The sequence below is a fragment of the Sphingobacterium sp. N143 genome, assembly GCF_030325625.1.
In the GTDB taxonomy this organism is placed as follows: domain Bacteria; phylum Bacteroidota; class Bacteroidia; order Sphingobacteriales; family Sphingobacteriaceae; genus Sphingobacterium.
The window spans coordinates 230,065-254,012 of sequence record NZ_JACAIS010000008.1 but is presented as its reverse complement, the minus strand read 5'-3'; the positions used below and the strand labels follow the sequence as shown (position 1 = coordinate 254,012).

General features: G+C 43.3%; 23 protein-coding genes. 17 read left to right on the top strand and 6 right to left on the bottom strand.

From position 1 onward, the window contains the following. The first annotated feature begins 145 nt into the window (after positions 1–145). The 3 genes from HX021_RS16460 to HX021_RS16450 are packed head-to-tail and all read left to right on the top strand — an operon-like array spanning position 146 to position 5,796. Positions 146–3,112 (top strand): SusC/RagA family TonB-linked outer membrane protein, encoded by a 2,967-nt coding sequence (locus HX021_RS16460; protein WP_286591583.1) that lies wholly within the window; start codon positions 146–148, stop codon positions 3,110–3,112. A 22-nt stretch (positions 3,113–3,134) separates the two neighbouring features. Further along, on the top strand, positions 3,135–4,511 hold the full coding sequence (locus tag HX021_RS16455; protein WP_286591582.1) for a RagB/SusD family nutrient uptake outer membrane protein: 1,377 nt from the start codon (positions 3,135–3,137) through the stop codon (positions 4,509–4,511). After that, positions 4,504–5,796: a TlpA family protein disulfide reductase gene (locus tag HX021_RS16450; RefSeq protein ID WP_286591581.1), complete on the top strand. Its 1,293-nt coding sequence runs from the start codon at positions 4,504–4,506 to the stop codon at positions 5,794–5,796. The genes HX021_RS16455 and HX021_RS16450 overlap by 8 nt, the downstream gene beginning before the upstream one ends. Before the next feature lie 87 nt (positions 5,797–5,883). Here the strand turns inward: HX021_RS16450 and HX021_RS16445 are convergent, their stop codons facing one another. The 4 genes from HX021_RS16445 to HX021_RS16430 all read right to left on the bottom strand — a co-directional run bounded on the left by HX021_RS16445 (position 5,884) and on the right by HX021_RS16430 (position 8,828). Then, positions 5,884–6,255, bottom strand: a complete 372-nt coding sequence (locus HX021_RS16445; protein WP_286591580.1) for a hypothetical protein — start codon at positions 6,253–6,255, stop codon at positions 5,884–5,886. A 375-nt stretch (positions 6,256–6,630) separates the two neighbouring features. Beyond that, on the bottom strand, positions 6,631–7,317 hold the full coding sequence (locus HX021_RS16440; protein WP_286591579.1) for a hypothetical protein: 687 nt from the start codon (positions 7,315–7,317) through the stop codon (positions 6,631–6,633). Positions 7,318–7,364: 47 nt separating this feature from the next. After that, positions 7,365–8,363 (bottom strand): helix-turn-helix domain-containing protein, encoded by a 999-nt coding sequence (locus HX021_RS16435; protein ID WP_286591578.1) that lies wholly within the window; start codon positions 8,361–8,363, stop codon positions 7,365–7,367. Positions 8,364–8,444: 81 nt separating this feature from the next. Then, positions 8,445–8,828 carry a hypothetical protein gene (locus HX021_RS16430; protein ID WP_286591577.1) on the bottom strand — a complete coding sequence of 128 codons (384 nt, stop codon included), beginning with the start codon at positions 8,826–8,828 and terminating at the stop codon, positions 8,445–8,447. A gap of 186 nt (positions 8,829–9,014) precedes the next feature. Here HX021_RS16430 and HX021_RS16425 point away from each other — a divergent pair, with 186 nt between their 5' ends. The 8 genes from HX021_RS16425 to HX021_RS16390 all read left to right on the top strand — a co-directional run bounded on the left by HX021_RS16425 (position 9,015) and on the right by HX021_RS16390 (position 13,179). Further along, a complete protein-coding gene (locus tag HX021_RS16425) occupies positions 9,015–10,049 on the top strand; it encodes a hypothetical protein (RefSeq protein ID WP_286591576.1) in 1,035 nt (344 codons plus the stop codon). 98 nt (positions 10,050–10,147) lie between these two features. Beyond that, a complete protein-coding gene (locus HX021_RS16420; RefSeq protein ID WP_286591575.1) occupies positions 10,148–10,531 on the top strand; it encodes a helix-turn-helix domain-containing protein in 384 nt (127 codons plus the stop codon). Positions 10,532–10,540: 9 nt separating this feature from the next. Then, a complete protein-coding gene (locus HX021_RS16415) occupies positions 10,541–10,687 on the top strand; it encodes a hypothetical protein (protein WP_286591574.1) in 147 nt (48 codons plus the stop codon). A gap of 278 nt (positions 10,688–10,965) precedes the next feature. Then, positions 10,966–11,610: a DUF6266 family protein gene (locus tag HX021_RS16410; protein ID WP_286591573.1), complete on the top strand. Its 645-nt coding sequence runs from the start codon at positions 10,966–10,968 to the stop codon at positions 11,608–11,610. Positions 11,611–11,619: 9 nt separating this feature from the next. Beyond that, positions 11,620–12,234: a DUF6266 family protein gene (locus HX021_RS16405; RefSeq protein ID WP_286591572.1), complete on the top strand. Its 615-nt coding sequence runs from the start codon at positions 11,620–11,622 to the stop codon at positions 12,232–12,234. Positions 12,235–12,248: 14 nt separating this feature from the next. Then, on the top strand, positions 12,249–12,695 hold the full coding sequence (locus HX021_RS16400) for a DUF5675 family protein (protein WP_286591571.1): 447 nt from the start codon (positions 12,249–12,251) through the stop codon (positions 12,693–12,695). 45 nt (positions 12,696–12,740) lie between these two features. Beyond that, the gene (locus tag HX021_RS16395) at positions 12,741–13,019 is read left to right on the top strand and encodes a hypothetical protein (RefSeq protein ID WP_286591569.1); all 279 of its coding nucleotides are present in this window, start codon (positions 12,741–12,743) and stop codon (positions 13,017–13,019) included. Then, positions 12,997–13,179 carry a hypothetical protein gene (locus tag HX021_RS16390; RefSeq protein ID WP_286591567.1) on the top strand — a complete coding sequence of 61 codons (183 nt, stop codon included), beginning with the start codon at positions 12,997–12,999 and terminating at the stop codon, positions 13,177–13,179. Before HX021_RS16395 ends, HX021_RS16390 begins: the two co-directional genes overlap by 23 nt. A gap of 85 nt (positions 13,180–13,264) precedes the next feature. Here HX021_RS16390 and HX021_RS16385 read toward each other — a convergent pair whose 3' ends face one another. Together HX021_RS16385 and HX021_RS16380 are read right to left on the bottom strand one after the other, a co-directional pair. Continuing rightward, positions 13,265–13,900 carry a hypothetical protein gene (locus HX021_RS16385; protein ID WP_286591566.1) on the bottom strand — a complete coding sequence of 212 codons (636 nt, stop codon included), beginning with the start codon at positions 13,898–13,900 and terminating at the stop codon, positions 13,265–13,267. A 178-nt stretch (positions 13,901–14,078) separates the two neighbouring features. Continuing rightward, complete coding sequence (locus tag HX021_RS16380) at positions 14,079–14,981, bottom strand: cyclase family protein (protein WP_286591565.1); 903 nt, start codon at positions 14,979–14,981, stop codon at positions 14,079–14,081. 261 nt (positions 14,982–15,242) lie between these two features. Here HX021_RS16380 and HX021_RS16375 point away from each other — a divergent pair, with 261 nt between their 5' ends. The 6 genes from HX021_RS16375 to HX021_RS16350 all read left to right on the top strand — a co-directional run bounded on the left by HX021_RS16375 (position 15,243) and on the right by HX021_RS16350 (position 23,918). Continuing rightward, complete coding sequence (locus HX021_RS16375) at positions 15,243–16,082, top strand: SDR family oxidoreductase (RefSeq protein WP_286591564.1); 840 nt, start codon at positions 15,243–15,245, stop codon at positions 16,080–16,082. 78 nt (positions 16,083–16,160) lie between these two features. After that, positions 16,161–17,081, top strand: coding sequence for a helix-turn-helix domain-containing protein (locus HX021_RS16370; protein ID WP_286591563.1), 921 nt, complete (start codon positions 16,161–16,163; stop codon positions 17,079–17,081). 166 nt (positions 17,082–17,247) lie between these two features. Further along, entirely contained in the window at positions 17,248–17,817 is a 570-nt protein-coding gene (locus HX021_RS16365) for an RNA polymerase sigma factor (RefSeq protein ID WP_286591562.1), read from the top strand. A 61-nt stretch (positions 17,818–17,878) separates the two neighbouring features. Continuing rightward, a complete protein-coding gene (locus HX021_RS16360) occupies positions 17,879–18,994 on the top strand; it encodes a FecR family protein (RefSeq protein ID WP_286591561.1) in 1,116 nt (371 codons plus the stop codon). 220 nt (positions 18,995–19,214) lie between these two features. Then, a complete protein-coding gene (locus tag HX021_RS16355; protein ID WP_286591560.1) occupies positions 19,215–22,487 on the top strand; it encodes a SusC/RagA family TonB-linked outer membrane protein in 3,273 nt (1,090 codons plus the stop codon). A gap of 9 nt (positions 22,488–22,496) precedes the next feature. After that, positions 22,497–23,918 carry a RagB/SusD family nutrient uptake outer membrane protein gene (locus HX021_RS16350; RefSeq protein WP_286591558.1) on the top strand — a complete coding sequence of 474 codons (1,422 nt, stop codon included), beginning with the start codon at positions 22,497–22,499 and terminating at the stop codon, positions 23,916–23,918. The last annotated feature ends 30 nt before the right edge of the window (positions 23,919–23,948 follow it).

Below are 23,948 nucleotides of genomic sequence, written 5' to 3'. Positions count from 1 at the left end.
GATAAAAAGATCTAATCTATGCGCTGCCTTATTGGATAAGGTAGTAGTTATAATGCTGTTTGCATTGTTTTTCAATCTTGTTAATTGTTCTTTAAATGTATTGAAGAACATAAGAGCTTTTATTGTATTAGCTCTTATGTGTTTTATGTTTAGTTTATCGGCTCAGACGCCCCGCAAGGACAGCGGGGCCAATGGGCTTCTCAATGTATCGGGGACAGTCGTATCGGCAACCGATGGTAAACCAATAGCAGGGGTATCAATCAGTATAGCCGATGAAAAGGGGAGAACATCCACCAAAAGTGATGGCTCTTTTACCATCGAAGTGAAAGCTAAAAAGGGCAAAATCCTATTCTCCCATCTGGGATATAACGCCCAGTTAGTGAATTATACTGCGGGAGTATCAATCGAAGTTCAATTGATACCTATTGATAATAGACTGGATGAAACGGTGGTAATCGGTTATGGAACTACTACCCGAAGGTTTTCTACGGGATCTGTTACCAAAATCACTAGCAAGGATATCCAAAATCAACCCATTAGCAACCCTATGTTAGCGCTGCAAGGGCTCGTACCGGGTTTGGACGTTACGCCTAGTAGTGGAGTCAGCGGAGCCGGGGTCGACCTCAAAGTGCGCGGAATAAGCTCGCTTACGCAGGGTAGTGAACCGCTGGTACTGCTCAATGGCAATCCGATAGCGACGAATGGGCAGAATATCGCCGAACTTTCCAATGCGACAAAGACGGGCTTAAGCCTGTTTAATGCCATCAATCCGGCTGATATTGAAAGTATAGAGGTACTTAAAGATGCGGATGCCACAGCTATCTATGGTAGCCGTGGTGCTAATGGGGTCATCCTCATAACCACAAAGAAAGCTTTTGCGCAAAAGGGACAGCTCAATTTTTCGTCCAATATTGGGGTGTCCCGCGCTGGAAATGTCATTCCATTGCTGGATACTAAAGGTTATCTGGCTATGCGCCGTGAAGCTTTTGCCAACAGTGGGTTGGCGCTGACGGAAGCAAATGCACCTGATCTGCTACTGGCGGATACCACGCGGTACACTGATTTTTCAAAATACCTTGTTGGTTCCAATAACCTGACACAGGATTATAACCTGGGTTATGTGACGGGGGGTGAGCGTACGTCCTTTCGTCTAAATGGTAATCTGCGCCGCGAAGCATTCCAGTTTGACCGTTCGAAGTCTTCGGATCGGTATAACATCGGATTCAACGTCAACCACCGCTCTGCAGACCGTCGGTTTACGCTAGACATGGCGGGTAATTTTACACAAAACAGCTCCGACTTGACAGTGTACGATCCGGCCTCGTACCTTTACTTGATGCCTCACTTGCAACTCCGCAATGATGATGGATCGTTGAACTGGAAGATCGGCCCGTACTCATTTTCTAGCCTCGGTTTTACAAATCCGTTCGCCCAGCTGGAAAACAGTTTCTCCGGGAAGTTCAAAAACTTGTTTGCAAATATCGGTCTGCAATATCATCTTTACCCAGATTTAAATCTGAGGATTACGGGTGGTTATTCTTTTGGAAACAACAATGAGAAAGCCCGCTATCCATCGACAGGGATAGATCCATCGACTTCAAACTTGCCCTTTGCAAATTTTTCGACAGGCAGCCGATATAGCTGGATCGTAGAGCCACAACTGGCCTATAATAAGCAGATTAAACTGCATAACCTCAGCTTTTTGTTGGGTAGTTCGATACAGCAGGACGGAAGTGAAAATACTTTACTTGCAGGAACGAATTATAGCGATGACAACCTATTGGGTACCATTGCCGCTGCCGGAAAAGTAGTGCCCAGCTATACACAATCGCGGTACAAATATGCGGCCGCATTTGCACGACTGGGATACCGGTACAATGCGCGCTATCTGGTCAATATCGCCGCGCGTAGGGATGGTTCCTCACGCTTTGGACCCGGTAAACAATTCGCTAATTTTTATTCAATCGGTGCAGGCTGGATATTCTCAGAGGAAAAATGGATGAAAGCGCACAGCACCTGGCTATCCTACGGAAAACTGCGCGGGAGCTATGGCATTACGGGAAATGATCAAATCGGCAACTATAAGTTTTTGGATACCTGGGCGTCAAATGCGCTGCTCTATAACGGGGTGGTAGGAATGGATCCCAGCATGTTGTACAATCCTGACTACGCGTGGGAAGCCAATAAAAAACTGGAACTGGCGATGGATATGGGCTTTTGGAAAGACCGTATACTCTTGTCATTCGCTTACTACCGCAATTTAAGTAACAACCAGTTGATTGCTTATTCGCTGCCTTTCCAAGCTGGTTTTAGCAGTGTAAACCAAAACTTGGATGCCGAAATTGAAAACAAGGGGCTAGAAATTACCTTGGATGCCAACCTGATACAGGGAAAGCATTTTAGCTGGTCTACCAAATTCAATATTGCTCGCTCAAGAAATAAATTGCTCAGCTTTCCGGGGCTTGAAAACTCATCCTATGCCAGTAAATATGTGATCGGGCAGTCCATACGTACGCAAAAGTTTTACCGCTATACCGGTATCAATGCGCAGACAGGCCTTTATGAGATTGAGGATAGCAATGGTGATGGCAAATACACTATTCAGGATAGAACGGTGCTTGTCGATTATTCACCGGACTTTTTTGGTGGGTGGAACAATACCTTTTCCTATAAACGTTTACGTATGGGGTTTTTGGTAGACTTTAAAAAGCAAAAGGGCAATAATGCACAAGCTGCAAATCCAAATGCGCCGGGGCTTGGACTCGTCAATCATGCAGCACTGGTGCTGGATCGCTGGCAGCAAGAGGGCGATGTGGCCGATTATCAGCGCTTTATTGCATCACGGACGGATAAGGGCTACAGCGCTTTTCAGAATTTCCTCAATTCAGATGGAAAAGTAACGGATGCCTCGTTCATTAAATTGCGTAATATATACCTCAGCTATAGTCCTGATATCTCTGTCTTGAAGCCAATAACGGCTTTGGAACTGTTCTGTCAGATTCAAAACCTAATGACCTACACGCGGTATAAAGGCGGCGATCCGGAGATACAAAATTACTTGACCACACCACCCATGCGCATCATGATGTTTGGGCTGAAAATCAGTTTGTAAAATGGAGTCAAATTTTAAGAATATGAAAAACAGTATATTACAAATATGTATCTCTAGCTTTATAGTAGCTAATCTTCTGCTGCTGCCGGCCTGTAATAAGCTAGTACAGGTGGAGACACCGGATCATCTGGTCAATTCAGAGGTACTCTTCCAGTCAAAAAAGGGGTATGAATCGGCTATGGCCGGTATCTTTCTTCAGATGCGGGCACTCAACCTTTCCATGACCAATGGCGGGCTCTCTGTGTATATGGGGATGGCTTCGGATGAGCTGTCGCCGACACTCCTGGGTGGAAACTACGATGAATTCTCGCAAAACCTATTGTTAAGTTCCAATTCGGTGGTGAATAATTTTTGGGTGTATGCCTATCGGAGCATATACCGGGCTAATCTGGTGATCGAAAATGCGGAGCGCGATCAGCTACTTTCACCTACTGATCGGGATAATTTTTTGGGTCAGGTGCTCTTTGTTCGCGCATTCTTACATTTCTATCTGACTCAATTGTTTGGCGATGTGCCCTATATCTCTTCATCAGATTATAAGGTCAATGCTGTTAAAGGTCGCGATAGTAAGGATTTCGTTATGAAATCGCTGTTAGCTGATTTAGAAAGGTCCGTAAAGCTGCTACCTAAAGAAGCTAATACAGATCGAACAATTCCGAATTATTACGTTGCGCTTGCCTTAATGGCGAGGGTGAACCTTTACCTGGGAAATCATGAGCAGGCCATTGCAAATACGGATGAAATATTGAAGAATACCAGTTACATGTTAGAAGCGGATCTCAATCAGGTGTTTAAAATAAAATCCAGGGAGATCTTGTGGCAACTGGGCGCCACAGTGAGCAATACGGCAGAGGGCGTAAGTTTTATTCCGTTCAACACCAGCACGAAACCCACGTATGTACTACGAGAAGATCTACTGCAAAGCTATGTAGCTACTGACCTCCGAAAACAGTCGTGGATCAATTCCAATACGATTTCAGGAACGACTTATCACTATCCGGTGAAGTACAAGAGCCGGCTGATGACTCCTATTGAAGAATACAATGTGGTCTTTCGATTGGCCGAAATTTATCTGATCCGTGCCGAATCATTATATGGAATGAAGCAATATGAGGAGGCGACAGCGGCTTTAAATGTGGTCCGAAAGCGGGCTGGTTTATCGGAATATCAATTTGCAAACGCTTCTTTGCTTTGGGACGCAATCAAAGGGGAGCGCCAAAATGAGCTTTTTGCAGAATGGGGACACCGCTGGTTTGACCTGATTCGCTGGAATACCATTGACGCAGTACTCGGTAAAGCAAAACCGACATGGCAGCCTTATGCCAAATATTTACCGATCCCCAGCAAAGAAATATTATTGAACACTTATCTAACACAAAATCCCGGCTATAATGAATAAACAGATTATTCTTCTCATGGCAATGGTCATCTTCATGAAGATGGCCGTTGCACAGACGCTACAAGTAGGCGATAAGCTGCCTGCATTGAAATTTAAAGAAGTATTGGCTCCAGATAAGGAAGTCGGCTTGGAACCGCATAACTATAAGCTAACTATTCTTGATTTTTGGGGGCATGGCTGCTCTTCATGCATTGAATCTTTTCCTAAAGTTGAAAAGCTACAGGCAATGTTTGGCGATTCTATACAGATTATCATGGTTAATAGGGAAAGCAAAGATTCGACAGAAAGCCTTTTCGCTAAGCGTGACTGGATTAAAAAACCTCAGGTAAAAATGATCTCGGGCGACACCTTATTACACAAGATGTTTGATGTACGGGCATTTCCACGTATTGTATGGCTAGATGAAGAGCTCAATGTAAAGTATATAGCGCATGCGATCTCAATAAACGCTGCAAATATCCGTAAATTCCTGAGAGGCGAGCATTTGAATTCAAAACCCGTTATACAAACCGACGTTAGGACCTCCTTGTTTGATAAGGCGTACGAATCTGACTTGCAGTCTTTCAGTTATCTAGCGTTAACTATTAACGGGCTTCGGTTTAACGGCGGGGACTGGGGGACTGCCCGAAGCATCACAGCGAGGAATGTAACGGTACTTTATTTGATACAGTCCGCTTTTGGTGGCTCTGGCTCTGTGAACTGGCGGCTGCCCTGGAAGACTACCCTGAATGTGCGAAATCCCGATCTTTACCGTCGTCCCGAGCATCTCGAGAACCCCGAAGAATGGTATTACAAGCATACGTATGTATATCATCTGCTGGTTCCCAAAGGAAGAGAGCGGGACAAATATGAATTTATGAAAAAAGACCTCGCCAACTACTTCTCCTTAAAATTCTCTTGGGATACCATTTCAATGGAAACCTTGGTGCTTAAACGCACTGGGAATAAAGATAAACTGAAATCGAAAGGCGGAAAGGGCTTTAGCACCTTTAGGCGCAGAAATGAATCTGCCAAAGGGAACTTGTTTGCCGATGAAAAAAGGATCTTAAAAAATCAGCCCTTTGTCGCTTTTTTGAATACCGTAGGTGGAATGATAGAAGGTACCTTACAAAAACCTTTTGTAAATGACACGCATTACGACGGAAATGTTGATATGGAGTTTGACGGCATGACGCTGGATTTCTTTACGCTAGAGGGGTTGAACGAAGAGCTGGAACGCTACGGGTTAAAAGTAGTGCCGGAGATACGTCCGATAGAAACATTGGTCATTAGTGATCAGTATTAAGTAGATGAAAAGGAAAGCCCAGCGTAATAATATTTACGGCTGGGCTTTTACTGGGTGATGAGATGATCTTTATATTAACGGTATGTATTATTGTGCAGTTTTTCGGATACTATGCTCTTCATCCGGATTTGTTGGAAGCGGCGTATTAGGGCTTTGTGGTGCTTCAAATCCAACGAGACACAACTCTGTTGCTTGGTCTTCGCAGTCAGTGATTTGATTTGATCCTCCGGGCATTGATTCTGACTTCGTTTGTGGTGAAGTGTTCACTTGATTTCCGATGGTATTGTTGACCAAATCGGCCTCATACCAATACAATGCAGGTTCTGCTTTTTCAGCAGGTGCTACAGCTTTACTGTTTTCGGTACCTTCGGATGTGAGCGACCAAGCTGACAATCCGATCATCATCGCCATACCTAGTACGGCTACGATATTTTTTTTGATGTTGTGAATTAGGTTCATAACCTTAATTTTTTAAAAATTTATTTAATCATTATGTTTTTGCTATTCGTTCTGACCGATTTTTTCGTGCGTTGCCGTCGGTAGGGAAGCTAGCTTCATACTTATCTTTTGGCAGACTCGCCCTTCCTTCTGACAACCTAGCATCAGAATTCCGATGTTGTGTTTTGTGTTCTTATTTAAAGCCTATTATTATTTACTGGCGGGCTTTTATTATTTTTTCGTTTTTGTCCCGCTAACTTTTTCATCGTTAACTTATACCAAAGTTCGGCAGTAAAAAGCAGTCGGACTTGACCGAATCTGGAGTCGGGTATACACAGGTTTGGAATAATGAAAAGGGATAGCAATAAAAAATCCCCTTCGGAAGGGGATGGTAAATTAGGATTTCAGAGGAATTGTTGTTGCTTCCCGGATAATCTCATCGACGAATAAAAGACATTCCTTTTCACTTCCAAAAGAGGGAGAAATTTTACGATCTACTCGATAAAGAACATGATCGCGTATCTCGGATTCGTCAAAAGCGGAACAGATAATTACATACTTATTTGTCAGGTCAATCTTCGAAAGAAGATGATTCACTTCAAAATAATCACCACCACTGGTCAAGATCAGTATCTCGGCTTTAGACGCGGACAATTCCAACGTTTCTTCACGAATTTCTACTAAGCGTGGGTGTTTGGGGAGGGTTGTCACGATATTCACTTTGGATAGATTAAATATTTGCCATATCATATAACTATAGCTCTTTTTAATTGGTAATGGTTGCCGTGGTGAATCTACCTTTTTCGCATTGGACAAAAGGTAATAAAGCATATGCCGTGGATGATAAATGTCATCGATAGCATTTGTATTTGCTGCCTTGAGTACATCTTCATCAAGCTGATAATTTTCCGGAAAATTGGATGCCGCTATTTCGATAAAAATATGCAAGGGACCATATTTCCGGGCGTTATATTTAGCACAGACTTTTCTCGAAATAATCGTTTTCTTGTCAATTGGCTCAGCTTCAAAAAATTTTCGCACCATTTGAGCAAATACACGGGCTTTTTGAATAATTTCTTTCATGATTTTAGGTTACAAGTACTAATTTAACAATAAAGATTTATAAATAATCATTGGTTATTAAAATTGAAAAAATCCGAAGCTGTCATGCCAGCTCGCTTTTTAAAAAAACGTGTAAAACTGCTAGGGGCAGAGTAGCCGAGTTCATAGGCAACTGCATCGGTATGCATACCATCAGCAATATATCGCTTGGCGAGATCCAGCATGAGATTTATTTTCAGCTCCTGTGGACTTAAGCCGTAATAGCTGTGGATAAGAAGATGTAGATAGTCCTTACTGATATTGAGCTGCGCGGCAATATCACTCAGTTTAAAATCCTGCCCATACTCAGCTACAGCCCGCTTAATGAATGCATAGGCTTCTTTGGATTTTAAATGCGATTCGGAAATTTTGTCGTATTCCTCAAAGATCTTTTCCTTCGAAAGCTTGATCAGTTTTTTGATACCCCAAAGGATATTGACCTCACTGTCCAGGTCGCCTTTTTTGATATTTGCCATAATGGTCTTCATCAATAAAATGGTTCGGGGGCCAACACGAAAATCAATGCTACAACATATGTTTGGATCCTTCTGTCGGTAAGCAAGGATCAATGAATGTAGAAACTGGAAAGGACGCTCGTTACCATCCCGGAAAATACTGCCTCGGAAATAGAAGTTAACGATGGTATACCTGCCGGCGGGGATCTGAAGTTGATAATCACCTGTGGGAAAGTAAATATAACGGCCACGATTGAAAGAAATAGTATAGCTGACCTGCTGCCGTATATCCTTGATCTGAATGGCAAAATCGTCGGTGATGACATAGAAGATATGAATATCCGAATGCCTGACGCGTAATGGAATAACAATATCGGTGGGAATATGGACATCCATAATATTGATAAAGCCAAGCAGTCCGTCAAACTGTTGCAGGCAGGCTTGTCCTTTGGGATTTGAATACTGCTGACAGGTTGCATTGGACATCCTGATGCGGGGGTGGAGGGCCGTATTTTCATTACCGAGTGGCTCGCCAAATAGTTGTGCGACATCGATCTGTAAAGCTGTTTTCATAATGGTTTATAGGTTATTTATATCCCCCGGTCAGGATTTCGGAATGATCGGGGGAATGGTTTTGGATAACGTGGGATTTGATTATCGATGCGGATCTCGGTATGAAATCCGTATAAAAAGGGGGGTGAAAGTCATCCCCACGACTTCATCCTGCCATTGCTCGAGGCCGTGGACGCTCAGCTCTTTAAATTCGGGATCTTCTTCTTCCTTTTCGTCTTTTTGAAATTGAAGCACGTTGCCCTGCATCAGGTAATTACTGATAGCATTGCTAAGTTGTTTCCGAAAGTCATCGGGAAGATTGTGGAGCTGCTCAACCTGATGGGACTTGAGGATAAAATTCTGCTCCATCCAAGCTGCAAAATCGTCTTTAAGAAGCTGCATCTCTAGTGCACGATCAGCTAAGGGTAGTGCTAGCAGCGTGACTACTTTTTGCGCCACACCTGCATTATTAAAGTTCTCTTTCATAAAAATACTCTTTTGGCAAATATTTGCTTTAGAAATTACTTAAGCGAATCAGGAAGAATAACCTCCTTGATTTTGGAGGATAATCTTCTTTTGGATGATTGAATTTTACTTAATATTTGATTTTTTTAGTAAATTGGGTGCTAATCAATATAAATCTGAGCCATTTAAGAGGACTTAATATTGTATATGAAAGTATTTAAACTAATTGTGGTGAGTTTGCTCGTATCCATGCTTTTTAATTTAATCGGAAATCACGGTATTTATTTGAAGCGATTTTGGACACCTGGCTATTGGACCTGGACATTGGCATTTACAGTGGCAATCATCATTGCCATAGCGCTCATTCGTATGCGCTTAAAAGCATTGTGGGTATCTTGGCAGAAGCGTTATCCGGATTTGCCCCTGTTTAGGGAGGGACGTGTACACACCAGGAGTTTACCAATAGCAGAAAAGGTGTGGGCCATCCTGTCCACTTCAGTCGCGCTCATGCTGATGTATCTTCCCTTTATCTTTTTGATATCTTTTGTACGCAGCGGCAGTACGTATTTATTTTTCAGAAGTTATTTGATCCATTATATGCCCTTTATCGGTGCTGGATGCATAGTCTATGTGAGATATGTTATTACTCGAGGCCAAGTATGGTGGTTCACCCCCACAAATGCATTGGCGCTATTCGGTCATCTGATACCGGAGAAAATTATTCCTGTAGAAAAGACCGTAGAAAGAGTGGTGACCATTGTAAATCCAAGCACATTGAATGAACGTATCGTCATCGGATCACTCTATGATGTGTTGTACAACCATGCTCGATTTGATGCCAAGACCTTGCGGAAAGATGCTGTACGTATGTTTGATGTTCCCTTTTATTTTTCCAAAACAAGAAAAAAGGAAGTCATCCTGATCGATGGTACCCGCCTAGAGGCGGATCATTTCGTGCAGGAGCTGGAAGCAAGGGGCCTTGACAAGTGGTATTTCCGTATCAGTAGCACTTGTAGGGTGAATATGATGCATGTCCGTTATCCGATAATGCCCAATGCCACTCAACTGGAGTTCCGTAAGGAAGTATTCGATAGCCTCAGGTTGAAGATGACAGCAATGGAGATCGGTAATCTGCTGCTGGTAACCGAATGGATGCGCAAAGAAAAAAAGTTAAAGGATTTTTTGGATAACTTAAATAATCTGCGGCATAAGGGCTGGGATGACCTTATACCACTGAACTGATGTATCCCACAATTATAAACCAGACAAACCGGGGACAGTAGGCAAGGCCATACTGTCTAGCTGGATTTCGGCGGTTAGTCAAGCTAACCTACCAATGTATGTTTTTCGCTATAGGTTCTCCTGATCTACAGGGGATTATTCCTCGTTTTGTGTCCAATGCGAGTGGCAACAAGATACAGATTTCCTATTCGCTACGCACTGCACCAAGCCATTCTGATCCGATGATAAATACAAAGTTGGATCGTATACTTGATCTCCTGCAAGACCAGCAGTATTCAGATCTCAACAAGCTTATAGGCACCATGACTATCAAAGAGGTAGCCTCTTATCTGAGCAAGAGTGTACGCACCATTGAGCGGCGTATCGAAAGGGGCTTGCTCAAAGCAGTCGGAAAGGTGGGCAATGCCGACCTCTATGGCAAAAAAGACGTGGTACAGTTGTATATCGCCGAATATAAGAAATGGCCCAAACGCATGCCTTAAATCTTCGGAATGTATTCGTACCTGCTTCGGATTGCCCGCGGATCTGACCGAGACTGGAGCAGATCCCGGGCAGCTATGGACCAGGCTTTTACTGACCAAGGTCTGGCTGATACCTGCTCTGAGTCTGGCTATCGTCTGCCCGCGCTCCGAAATTAAGGCGAAGTTGTTGCGATGCAAGCTGATCATTCAGTGAGCATAGTCATTGTTCCGTGCCGGTCAATACTAGTTGAGCAACCGGCCATTTCCCTTATTTTCTAGTGGACCTCCGACAGCTCGCCGACAATATTACGGATAGCACCGACAGGTCTCCGCCGACCTGTTTCCAGCTCTTGACAAGCCTATTACTTAGATGTTATGTTTGTCGATGTAAAGCAAAATATACCGGTATAAATGAATGCTTTATGATGGTTTAACTTTTTAAAATTTAAAACAAAATGGCAACAATCACAAACGGAATCAACGGGAAGGCGAGTGGTAAAGTGGGCGCGGTAATAGCCTCGTCTTGGAAGTCGATCAACTATGTCAAGGGGCTGTACAAAAAACGTACAAAGGCAGCGACGGAGGAGCAACTGATCCAACAGGAACGCTTTCTGACCATAGCCAAGTTCCTGATGCCCATCACACCGATCCTGAAGATCGGATTTGGGCTCGCCAAGTCGGACAAGATGGCTCCGACCAATGTGGCCATGCAGCTCAATATGGCGCAGGCGATCGCCGGTAATTACCCAAGTTTTGAGCTGGATTACTCCAAAATTGACATCAGTACGGGGTCATACCTCAGCGGTGGAGCAATGAGCGTAACAGTGGCGTCAGGGATCGTATCGGTGGACTGGGATACTACGCTCAATAGTCTTTATCAGACCAAAGCGGATGATCAGGTCCTTATCCTGGTCTATCAACCAGAGCAGGACGAGTTTATGACGGCACCTACGCCACCGACCCGGGCCGATGGTACGATCGATATTCAGATACCAGCGCACCTATTGGGTGGAACTGGCCATGTCTGGATTTTCTTTACGGACCGCAAAGCCAATAAGGTATCCAAGAGTACCTATCTGGGCGAATTCGACTTGGTCTAGTCGTTAGGGATGAATGAAACAGGAGGGGCTGCGCTCCTCCTGATTTTTAAACATGTAAAAATAAAAGATATGCTGGTGATTTCTGAGTTTAAAAAGCAGGCTAAAGATCCGACACGCATGCAGGCGGTGCAGGAGCGTTTTAGGCTGGCCCGAAAGTTTTTGAATCCGCTATATCCACTGATTATTAGGGGGTATGGCAGCAGCAAAGGCACGGTACAGGCAGCTTTCGGCCGGGCGATGTCACATACAATGACGAATGTGATCAAGGGCGATTTTCCGGATTTATGGATGGAACCATCCCTGGCCAAGATCAGCAATGGTATGTTGCTCCCGCTAGCGGTAAATACAATCACACGTCAGGGTAATCGGATTCAGTTGATCTGGGATAATACCGGATCAAATATCAGGGATTATAGTCAATGGGACGATCAGGTCATTTTCTGTGCTTATGATGTCATTGCTGGTCAGGCCGCGATAAACGAACACCTGATCTTACGGCAGGATGCCCAACTGGAGATTGATCTGCCCTCCATACTGCATGGAAAGGCTGTACATGTCTATCTGCTGTTGCATGACCGTGAAAAGAAGCTGTATTCCAGAAGTCAATACCTCGGTCTTTTATAATTAAAATCTAGCACATGAAAAAATCAACGATAAAAGTACATCGCACGAAACAGGGTAGGCACAGCACCCTTTCGGAGATCTACCTGAACAATCAATTTATCTGCTACGGCCTGGAGAATATCCCACGTCCGATGAAAATAAGGGGGGAGACGGCTATCCCGACAGGACGTTATCCCTTAGGATTTAACCGCGAAGGTGGAATGAACGGCCGTTACTACGACGACTATCCAAACCTACATCGCGGTATGCTTGAAATACGTGATATCCCAAACTTTAGCTATGTCTACTTCCACAAAGGGAACAGCTATAAGCAGACTGCTGGCTGTGTACTTGTCGGCAGTCAGTATGTACTGGAGGATGGTGACTATCGCCTGCTGGCTTCGGGTGTAGCCTACAAAAAACTCTATTCGCTGGTAACCGAAGAGATGGCGCAGGGGCCAGTCGAAGTACAGGTAGATTGAGCGGAGCTTGCTACCAGATAATTGATCATTCTTAAAAAAGTAATCATGAAAAAGATCTTCAACAAAATAGGACAGGTGCTGCAGCTGGTGCTGGTGGCACCTGTTAAACTGCCGGGTAAGGTGGGAAATGTATTGAAATACCTGGCTTTGGGTCTGGGTATCATAGAAACGGTATTGGATGAGGCTAGGGAGCAGCCAGAGCTTCAGGAGGATTTGAATCTAAAGGATAATGCCAAATTAAAAGAGATCAGCCCGGATGCTGTGTACAAGGACCCGGAGAAACTAATGCAGGAAGAAAGGAGTGAAGCCAATGAAAGTGAATGATATTCGTATATCAGCCATCGGTGGAACGATCTGTTCCATCTGGGCCAGTATCTCGCTGGGCGATGTACTGCAGACCGCGCTTACCGCTGCGCTTGGTACGCTGGTAAGCTTTGCCACAAGCAGACTGCTGAGCCGGTGGAAACCAAAAAGAGGCAAGTAAGGATGCCTTAGTCCACAAAAAAGGGAAGCATCGTAGGTGGTGCTTCCCTTTTTGTGTAATCGGGTTCTGTCGCCTATGGAATAAGCTATTTCTTTTTAACGTATATATACTTGATGCCATACCAGGCTACCTCATCATTCTCATTTTTCATATCTTCAGGGCCTTTAAAAAGGTATTTATTGTCATTGAAATAATAGGAATATGATATTTCACCAGAATTGTGACCATTTTCAGCAAATAAATAGGGCGGCGTGTACTTTTGAAAACTATAAAAGCGAACATATTGTTCGACTGTATCTTTCTTGTGCAAGCCATAAAACTCCCAAAATTTTGCATAACGATTCCACCGAAAAATACTGTCCTTGCGCTGCTCGAACCTAAAATTATTAATTTCATATTTATAAGGTCGCTCGAAGGTACTGTCTTTGGTCACAGTAAGTGTATCATAAAGATAACTGGACAGCTTGCTAGAATTCCAAAAAGTTTCTGGTTTCTCTTGTGCAGTTATATCAACACCGCCCTTGAGCGACCCTTTATATGCTTTGAATATGATAACATCTTTCCTTAAAAACAGAAAGGTATCTCTGATGGCTTTGGCTGGCTCTTCGGGTTTTTCTATAACCTTTTCTGGTATCTCGGATATACTATTGTCCTTGTTGCATCCATACATGAATATGGCGGCCAAAAATAGAAATGAAGCGACCTTAAGTGTTATTTTCATAAAATAATTTTTTCTTTACCTAATGTTATTGCAATAACTTATTGTCTTGATTTTCAAATTTTTCTTTTAACAATATTCTAAGGTAATGAAATTTATGTTGGATCAATACAAAATAAAAAATTATCTTGAGCCAAACGCCAACTCACCAATTTATGAACCATATTTTTATCGAAAGCCTCTAGCTATTCACATCCTTTTTCAGCTTTGCAAATGCGCGTACAGGAAATGTACCGACACTTTTAAACTTTGGTGGAGCGGCTGTAAACGTAAAGTTGTCATCAGGCAGTAGGTCCAGATGACACAAATGTTCGACAATCAGGATTTCTGATCCCAAAAGAGTGGAATGAACCGGACGTGATCGTCCACTGGTATCATCGATATTGTGTGAATCAATGCCCACCAGTTTAACACCACATTCGGCAAGGTACGTCGCTGCCGCTGCGGTCAGGTAGGGATGGTTTTCATAATAGGCTTCGGTATTCCAATGGCTATCCCATCCGGTATGGATCAATACGGCACGGTTTCGGATTTCCCTGTTTTTGAGCTGCTCATCGGTAATGGCCAGTCCGTTGCGGTAGGGAGCCCTGATGACCACGGCGTCCAGATCCACAAAAGCCTTTAAGTCCATTTCGGCGGTATCCTTGCCATGTTCATAGCGGTGAAAAGGGCAGTCAATATAGGTACCCGTATTACTGACCATCTCTATTTTGCCGATCTGAAATTCGGTACCTTCATCGTAATAGCTCTTGGAGTCGGCTCTGGATAGGTAATCGCAGATAATCGGGGCGGGCAGCCCTTTGTAGGTAACAAGGCCGTTTTCGATCGTATGGCTGAGGTCAATAAGCTGTTCCGTCGCGTTTTCTGCTGGCGCAACCTTGCGTTTATGGGGCTCCGCAAAAATTTCTTTGTTGAGGATATTTACTTTTCCGGCCATCAGCAGCCGGAGATCTTGAATGATATAGTCGGCGAGCTCTGCGTCGCTGATCGTATCGCCGTTGATATCCAAGCGGAAATCTTCGCCCTTGAGGCTGCCACCGTTGGTAAAGTATACTTCAAAATCAAATTTTACACGTTTATCCATGTTGATCTGTATGTAAGTTGGTAAAAAATAAGCCGAAATGTTAGACTAACGAAGTTAATGAAAGTACGGCTAAATTTTTAACATGAGTGTACCAAAATATTTTGCCCTCCATTTGACGGTGTAATTATTTTTGTTGACTTGTGCTAGCGCTGAGTTGCTGTGGAATACATTCAATTGTTTGATTTTCGTAATCTATTGCTTCGATTTAGTTATTAATGACATCTATTGAAGTGCTAATTTTGTCCTATAAATAAATTAGATATGGAGACAAATAAAGTTTGGTTTATAACGGGGGCTTCCAAGGGAATGGGGTTGTCGTTGGTAAAAAAACTTATCGTAGCGGGGTATAGCGTAGCAGCAACAAGTCGAAAATCTCAGCGTTTAATAGACGCTGTCGGGCATTTTGACGAGCAACAGTTCTTACCATTGGAAGTGGATTTGACAAGTGAGCAATCTATCCGTGAAGCGTTAGAACGTACGGTTGCACAGTTCGGGAAAATTGATGTGTTGGTGAATAATGCCGGCTATGGGATAGGTGGAGCTGTGGAAGAATTAAGTCAGGAAGAAATCAAGGATAGTTTTGACATTAACGTAATGGCTGTAATTAAGACGATGCAGTCTGCGATGCCTTACTTCAGGCAGCAGAAATCGGGCCATATTATCAACATTTCATCTATTGCGGGTTTTGCCCCGGGAAAGGGCTGGGCGATGTACGCTGCTACGAAATATGCGGTGACAGGGCTTTCAGAGGTGATGGCAGAGGATGTGAAAGAGTTTGGTGTTAAAGTGACAGTGGTGGCACCGGGGGCATTCCGGACGGAGTTTCTGGAAGAAAACTCCCTTGTTTTTGCTGGAAAGAAAATTGATGACTATACTGCGGTGAGAAGCTCCCACGAAAAATATGCAGCCATGAACGGATCGCAAATCGGTAATCCGGAATTGCTGGCTCAGGTTTTTATCGATTTGGTAAAGAATCCCAACCCGCCTGTACGGCTCTACCTCGGAAGCGATGCCTACAAAAGGGCAACGGAAAAAGTTAATCTGCTTTCAGAAGAATTAGAAAGCAATAAGTATATTTCTTATTCCACTGATTTTAATTGAAAATCTTATACTTAAAATAAAAAGCGTTGTCATTACTGAGTGACGGCGTTTTTTATTTGATTTTCGTACATTTATCCTATGGAAAAAATGCAGTCACTGGAGGGGTTTTACCAATCTAAATTTGACCGGATCCCCGAAAATATCCGAAATGGGGTAGGGCATTTCAATGTTTTTAAAATAGATGGATATATAGGTAAGCATACGAAGCCTGTGGTCTACAGCAGGAAAGATTATTTTAAGATTACCCTGATTATCGGTAGAAACCGAATACATTATGCTGACAAGGTCATTGAAATTAAAAAGCAGGCCTTATTTTTTACAAATCCGCAGATCCCTTACAAATTTGAATGGATTGACGATTATAAAGCTGGATTTTTTTGTGTCTTTACGGCATCATTTTTTCATCACTTCGGCAACCTAAACGACTACGAAGTCTTTAAACCCAACGCCTTACCTGTTTTTGAGCTCACGGATGAGCAATTGGAAGATATAAAGCAGATATACTTAAAGATGCAGGCTGGATTAGAGTCGGATTATGCACATAAATATGATCTGCTGAGAAATCTCGTGTTTGATCTACTTCATTATACGCATAGGATGAAAACGGCTTCTAAAGTTGAAAAGCAGCAGGCGAATGCTTCTCAACGGATCACGCATATGTTCCTGGAGCTTTTAGAGCGTCAGTTTCCGATTGAAGATCTGAGGCAGCGGATCAGCTTTCGATCGCCCGGCGAATTCGCAGGTCAGCTTTCCATCCATATCAATCACCTTAATCGCGCCGTCAAAGAGACTACTGAAAAAACAACTTCCGCAATTATTGCGGAGCGCCTGTTACAGGAGGCTAAAATATTACTGAGACATACCGAATGGAATGTCTCGGAAATCGCGTATTCTTTAGGTTTTAAAGAGGCTACTCATTTTAATAATTTCTTTAAAAAAATGATGCAGATGGCACCGATCCGCTTCCGGGAGGTGAACGAGGGTGCTATATCGCGGTGAAAATTTTGAATGAATTTTTATAACATCACCAATTTTCTTTTTCTATTCAATTTAATATTGATATTTTTGGCGCTGAAGGCCCATTTTTGTGCCAAACGAGACAGTGTATCCGATTTAAAATTCACCTAAGTGTACATGGTAAAGGTTCATTCAGTAAATACTTTATATGCAAACTAACGAAAGTCATGTGGATGAAGAATTGATCGACCAGATCCGCAATGGGGATCATCAAGCTTTTGAAATAGTATATCATCGTTATAAGGTATTGCTTGTCAGTCACGCTTACCAAAAATTGGGTAGTTATGATGGGGCAAAAGAAATCGTACAGGACGTCTTTTCGCAGATATGGATCAAACATGCAGACCTACCTGCGATAAAAAATCTTTCGGCCTGGCTCTATGTGCTGGTACGTAATAAAGTGTTAAAATATATTGCACATCAAAATGTGGTGGACCGATACGCCGAATCTTTTCGCCAATTCACAGATAATGTAAGCCATTACACAGAGTATCAAATCCGGGAAAGGGAAATGCAACAGCTAATAGATGGTGAAATTGAAAAATTGCCGCCAAAAATGAAAAATGTGCTGTTGATGAGCCGGATGCATGGATTATCACACAGTGAAATAGCCGAAAGCCTTGGAATTTCTGAAAACACGGTCAAAAACCATATTAAAGCTGCGCTAAAAACATTGCGTACTAAACTGGGTATGGTACTTTTTGTAGGTTTTTTTTAAAAAAAATAAAAACACACTAGCCCTTAATGCTTCCTCAAAGGTCTTACATTAAATAAAGCGCATGAAAAACGCAGAAGACCTAAAAGAATTGTTGTTAAAATATAATCTGGGCGATTGCTCGGAAGAGGAGGCCAGACTGCTCGAAGCCTGGTATGCCCGGCTCAATATCTCCGGACAGCAGCTGACCGATCAGCAATATGAGGAATTGGGCAGATTGAAGCCTGAAGTGGGCGCTCCGAAGCGAATTATTCACTATCCTTTCCGCATGGCTGCGGCAGCTATAATTTGTCTTTGCCTATCTTTTGTGGCTTGGCATCTGTATCAGCAAAACAGGGTGTTAGTGCCTACCGAAGCGGCCTCCATCAAAATAGAGCCAGGAACGGATAAAGCGATACTGAAGCTTTCCAATGGGCAGGTATATGCGCTGGGGGAAGGTAATGTACAGGATATCAAGGTCAATGAGCAGGTAACTGTTCACCAAGATGGAGAAGGGAATATCAGCTATGAATCGGCGGGGCAAACGAAACCGGAAATTGACCAAAAACCACTTTTGAATACCCTAACTACACCGCGGGGTGGGCAATATAGGCTTACGCTTCCTGATGGAACAAAGGCCTGGATCAATGCGGCATCTTCCATTGAGTTTCCGGCGCAATTCTCGCCACATGAACGTCTGGTAACTGTCACTGGTGAGGTCTATTTTGAGGTGATGAAACATCATACTCCATTTAAAGTGCGGACCGATCAACAGGAAATCCAAGTATTGGGAACACATTTTAATGTGACGGCTTATCCGGAAACTAGGGCTACAAAAACCACACTGATCGAAGGTGCTGTTAAAATCAATTCAAAACATGGCGTATACCTATTGAAACCGGGGCAACAATGTCTTGTATCTGTCGATGGGGGCAAAATTCAGCGAGTCGATGCGGAAGCGGAAGCTGGATGGAAGGATGGCGACTTTGTGTTCAATGCAGTACCAATCAAACAAATGATGGCGGACATCGCGCGCTGGTACAACATAGACATCGATTACGAGGCCTATACAGATAAAGGAGATACTTTTACAGGCATCATCTCTAGAAAAAAGAACCTATCGAGCATCCTACAACTTCTTGAAAAAACAAACTCCCTTAAATTTACGCTCAGGGGAAAAACACTATACCTAATCAATTAACAAATTACCACTATCATAATGAAAGAATTCGGACCTGTATAAGAACCAATAAAACCCAATAAAAAAGGGGGCCAAAGTGGCCACCCTAAAAAGCTTAAGTATTTTATAGGGCATACGACTGGCAGGAAGTATGCCCATTATTAACTCAAATCAAATGTACAAATTTTCTACCTATAAAAAACGGCGGATCAGGCGAATTCTGCTCAAAATTTCATGTATTATGAAGCTTATTATTACGCTGCTCACCTTTGGTATGGTACACGCCAGCGCGACGTCTTTTAGTCAGCAAGTCACACTCAACGTCAAAGATGCGACCTTGTCGCAGATCTTTAAAGAGATCCGAAAACAGACCGGGTATGACTTTGTATACAACGATAGTCATATAAACGCTATTCAGCGGAAAACGATCCAAGTAAAAAATAAAAGTTTACAGAAGCTTTTATTGGAACTGCTCTCAGCCGAAAATCTACGTTATAATATCACGGATAAGAGTATCGTCGTCAGCAAAAGGGCCGATGCCGCCCCACTTGCGGCACGTGCGAGTTATCAGGAAACTTACGTAAGCGGAACCGTAATGGATGAAAATGGCGTTACCTTGGCGGGTGTCATTGTCAAAGAATTAAACCCCGATGGGAATGCGACCACAACTAACCTGAAAGGGGCCTTTGTACTGAAGGTTAAAAGTAAACAATCGACAGTACGCTTCTCTTATGTTGGGTATAAAGCAGTGGATGTACAAGCGACAGCGATTAAATACCCCTTTGAACTTAAATTGGTGCCGCAACTGAATGATCTGGATGAAATCCAGGTGACTGCTTATGGTAATACGACCAAGCGCTTTAATACAGGTAATATTACGACGATAACAGCTAAAGATATTGAGAAAAATCCCGTTAACAATGTGCTGGAGGCCTTACAGGGAAAAGTCCCTGGACTATTTATCCAACAGGCCACGGGTCAACCGGGCGGTGCATTCTCTATGAGACTACGGAGTGCCAGTAATTTTAATACAGGGTCTGCCGAACCATTGGTTATCGTGGATGGGGTGCGTTACCCCAGTGGTACCCTGCCTATGAATACCAACTCACAATACGATACGGGCAACTTCTTACAGGGGGGAAGTGGACTGAATTACATCAATCCCAATGATATCGAACGCATCGATGTGCTCAAGGATATTGATGCCACCGCAATTTATGGATCCTCCGGGGCCTATGGGGTCATCTTGATCACCACAAAAAAGGCAAAGACAACCAGTAGCATGGTCAGTGCCAATGTGTATAGTGGGGTATCTGTAAAAGGGCAAATGGCACCGATACTAAACACAGCGGAATATTTGATGCTCCGTCGCGAGGCCTTTAAAAACGATGGCCTTGAACCTACCGCAACAGACTATGATGTCAATGGAACTTGGCCCGAAGATCGTTACCATGACTGGCGAACAGCTTTCTTGGGTAAAGCCGCTGTAACCAGCAATGCCAACTTGAGCTATAGCGGCGGTAGCAATAATACCTCTTTTTTGATTAATGGTAGCTTGCGCAATACGGGCAACATCCAGATGCATAGGGGGGCAAATAGGGACGGTTCGGTGCGCTTTAATCTCAATACCAAGAGCAATAATAATAAGTTTGACCTCTCTTTCAGTGGATCGTATATGGGATCCAAAAATGATATGGTACCCTACGATTTCTCTTCTTATGCCAGCTCTGTTGCGCCAAATGCTCCTTACCCGCTGACTGACAAGGGTGAAGTCAACTGGAGCGAAGTGGGGGATTGGGAAAAAGGGATCGGTAATATCAACCGTACTTATCTGAATACAACCAATAATTTATTATCGAATCTGACCTTAAATTATCGTCCTAACGAGCATATCGTCTTAAATACAATCATTGGATTTAATAGCCTCAAAGGCAGGGAATTGTCTACTGTGCCCTCTACAACCTTCAATCCCGCCTCAACATCTATTTACAATACGAATGTGGGGCTTTTGAACAATTTTGATACGCAATCGCTGACGATTAGTCCTTACGCCGAATACAAAAATGTGATCTGGAAGAAGGGGGAACTAAGTGTCAAAATGGGTGGCGAAATCAATCAGAATACAAGACGATCTAATGCAATCACGGGAACGGGATTTCCTGCGGATGCGCTGCTGAGTAATCCTGCTTTGGGGGCTTCAAAAACGTATACTATTTCGGATAACCAATACCGATCCATCGGCATGTATGGGATTGTCAAGTTTATCTGGGACAAAAAATATATGCTTGACATCAATGGTCGCCGCGATGGCTCCATCAAATTCGGGCCAAGTCGCAGATTTGGTAATTTTGGATCGGCAGCTTTGGGATGGATATTTTCCGAAGAAAGGGCTGTCAAAGAGCTGATGCCTTGGTTGAGCTTTGGTAAGTTAAGAGCAAGTAGTGGAATTGTAGGTGGGGACAAGATCGGTGATTATCAATACTTGAGTACCTATTCAGTGCTCAGCAAAACCTATGGTGGAGAAATTGGCTTTTACCCAACATCGCTCTCTAATCCACTCTTGGAATGGGAGAAAAACTTCAACTCGGAGGCCGCTATTGAGCTGGGTTTCTTTAAAAACCGCATATCTTTGGATGCCAGCTATTACCACAACAGGTCAAGTAATCAGTTGATTTCCCAGCCGCTTTCCATGGTGACCGGATTTAGCAAATACACGCTCAATTCGGATGCTTTATTACGTAATACGGGGGTAGAGATCAGCTTGAGCAGTGTCAATATTGACCATAAGGACTTTAAGTGGAATACGCGCTTTAATATATCGCTTCCGGATAGCAAAATACTTAGGATGCCAACGCAAAGTAGTATTTATTCAAACTATGTATTGGGTAAATCCGTCAACGGTATCTTGACTTATAAATATGCAGGAGTGGATCCGCAAACGGGTACGTATACGTTTACAAATGCCAAAGGTGAAACAGGCGAATTCGTAACAGGCCTATCCCAGTCTGACAAAACGGAGTTTGTCGATCTTGATCCTACCTTTTATGGTGGTCTGACCAATACGTTCACCTTCAAAAATTTCACGCTAGACTTTAGCTTTACCTTTACCAAACGTATAGGCAAGAGCCTTATGGGGCAATCTGGGATACCGATGGGTTATTATGGTACAAATGGCTCTACGATTTGGCTTGATCGCTGGCAACAGCCTGGCGATATAACCAATGTGCCAAAGGTAAGCACGACGATCATGAATTATCTCTCCATACTGAAGTTTAATGACAGCAGTGGTGCGTATGAAGATGCTACCTACGCACGTCTGCAAAATGTCAGTTTACGCTATAGCGTACCTGCTGATTTTCTTAAAAAACTTAGATTGAAACAACTTACGGCTTATTTACAGGGACAAAATCTGTTGACGATATCCAAGTTTGGCGGATTGGATCCTGAAAATCTAAATGCGAATGTACTTCCGCCCATGCGCTTATTTACAGCAGGTATTAATTTAACCCTTTAGTCCAGCATTATGAAAAAACGATTTAATATACTTATTCTTGCTTTCATGCTTGCTTTGAATAGTTGTGATAAATACCTTGACAATACCCCATTGCCCCTGAGTGTGATCCCTTCTGAAAGTCTCTACCAGTCAGATAAGTTGGTCGCTAGTGTCGTCAATGGTATCTTTGTTTCAACCACAACCGCCGGTGCCTTCTCTGGGCCTACTTTTTCGGATATGGTCATGGTGAGCGGGATGTTTACTGATGAACTCCTAAATTTGGTACCCGGTAATAATTTTGATGTTTTTTATAAAAATAATATTCAGCCCGAAAATAGCCCATTCTGGAACGATTTCTACGGAAAGATATACATCGCCAATGCTGCACTGGAAGGTATACAATCGACGTCCGCGAATCTTCAGTTTAAGGAACAATGGCTTGGTGAGTGTTACTTTATGCGGGCATTCTTATATTATCATTTAGTTAACTTTTATGGAGGAGTGCCCCTCGCAGTGGCAAGTGACTACAGAGTCAACAATCGCCTGTCTCGATCGTCCGAAGAATTGGTCTTTAAGCAGATTATTGCGGATCTAAAGTTGGCCAAAAACCTCCTTAGCGATGGGTACAGGGATGGTTCGGGAAATTCGAGTACCAAGCGTGTACGGCCCAATAAGGCGGCTGCGAAAGCGCTTCTGGCCCGGGCATACCTTTATGCTGGGCAGTGGCAGGAGGCCGAAAACGAAGCAACGGAAGTTATTCAGGATGCCAATTATGCCTTAGAGTCCTTAAATAAAGTGTTTTTGGCGGGAAGCAAAGAGACGATATGGTCTTTGGCAAATGGTGAACCCAAAACGAATGCCTATTTTAAGGCCTTTAATAATGGCATGCCAGCGGTGCTAACCGGTAACCAGACGCCAGGTACATTTAATATTTTTGGCGTAATAACAGACCAATTGTATGCTAGTTTTGAGCCTGCTGATGAGCGCTTGAACAGCTGGGTACGTACGGTCAAGGCAGAAGCTTCCGCAACACGGCCTGAAACAATTTACCATCTACCCAGTAAATATAGTTCCCCCGTGAATGATGCTGAATTGACTGTGCCTTTGCGCTTGGCTGAACAATACCTCATCCGAGCTGAAGCGCGTGCGCATAGCAACAAAAATACCGCTTGGGATGACCTGAATATAGTGCGCAAGAGAGCGGGGCTAGCAGCAATCCAAACAGGGGATATCATGGTTGCAATCGCCCAGGAACGGCGTGTCGAATTATTCACGGAAAGTGGACACCGCTTTTTTGATCTCAAACGCACCAAGCAGATTGATCAGGTCATGCAAAATGTCAGTCCGTTGAAGCAAAGTAATTGGAAATCTTATATGGCATTATGGCCTATTCCAAACGTGGATCTATTTCAAAATCCAAATTTAACGCCTAATCCGGGCTATGGTCAATAACATCTATATAAACATATAACACACATTAAA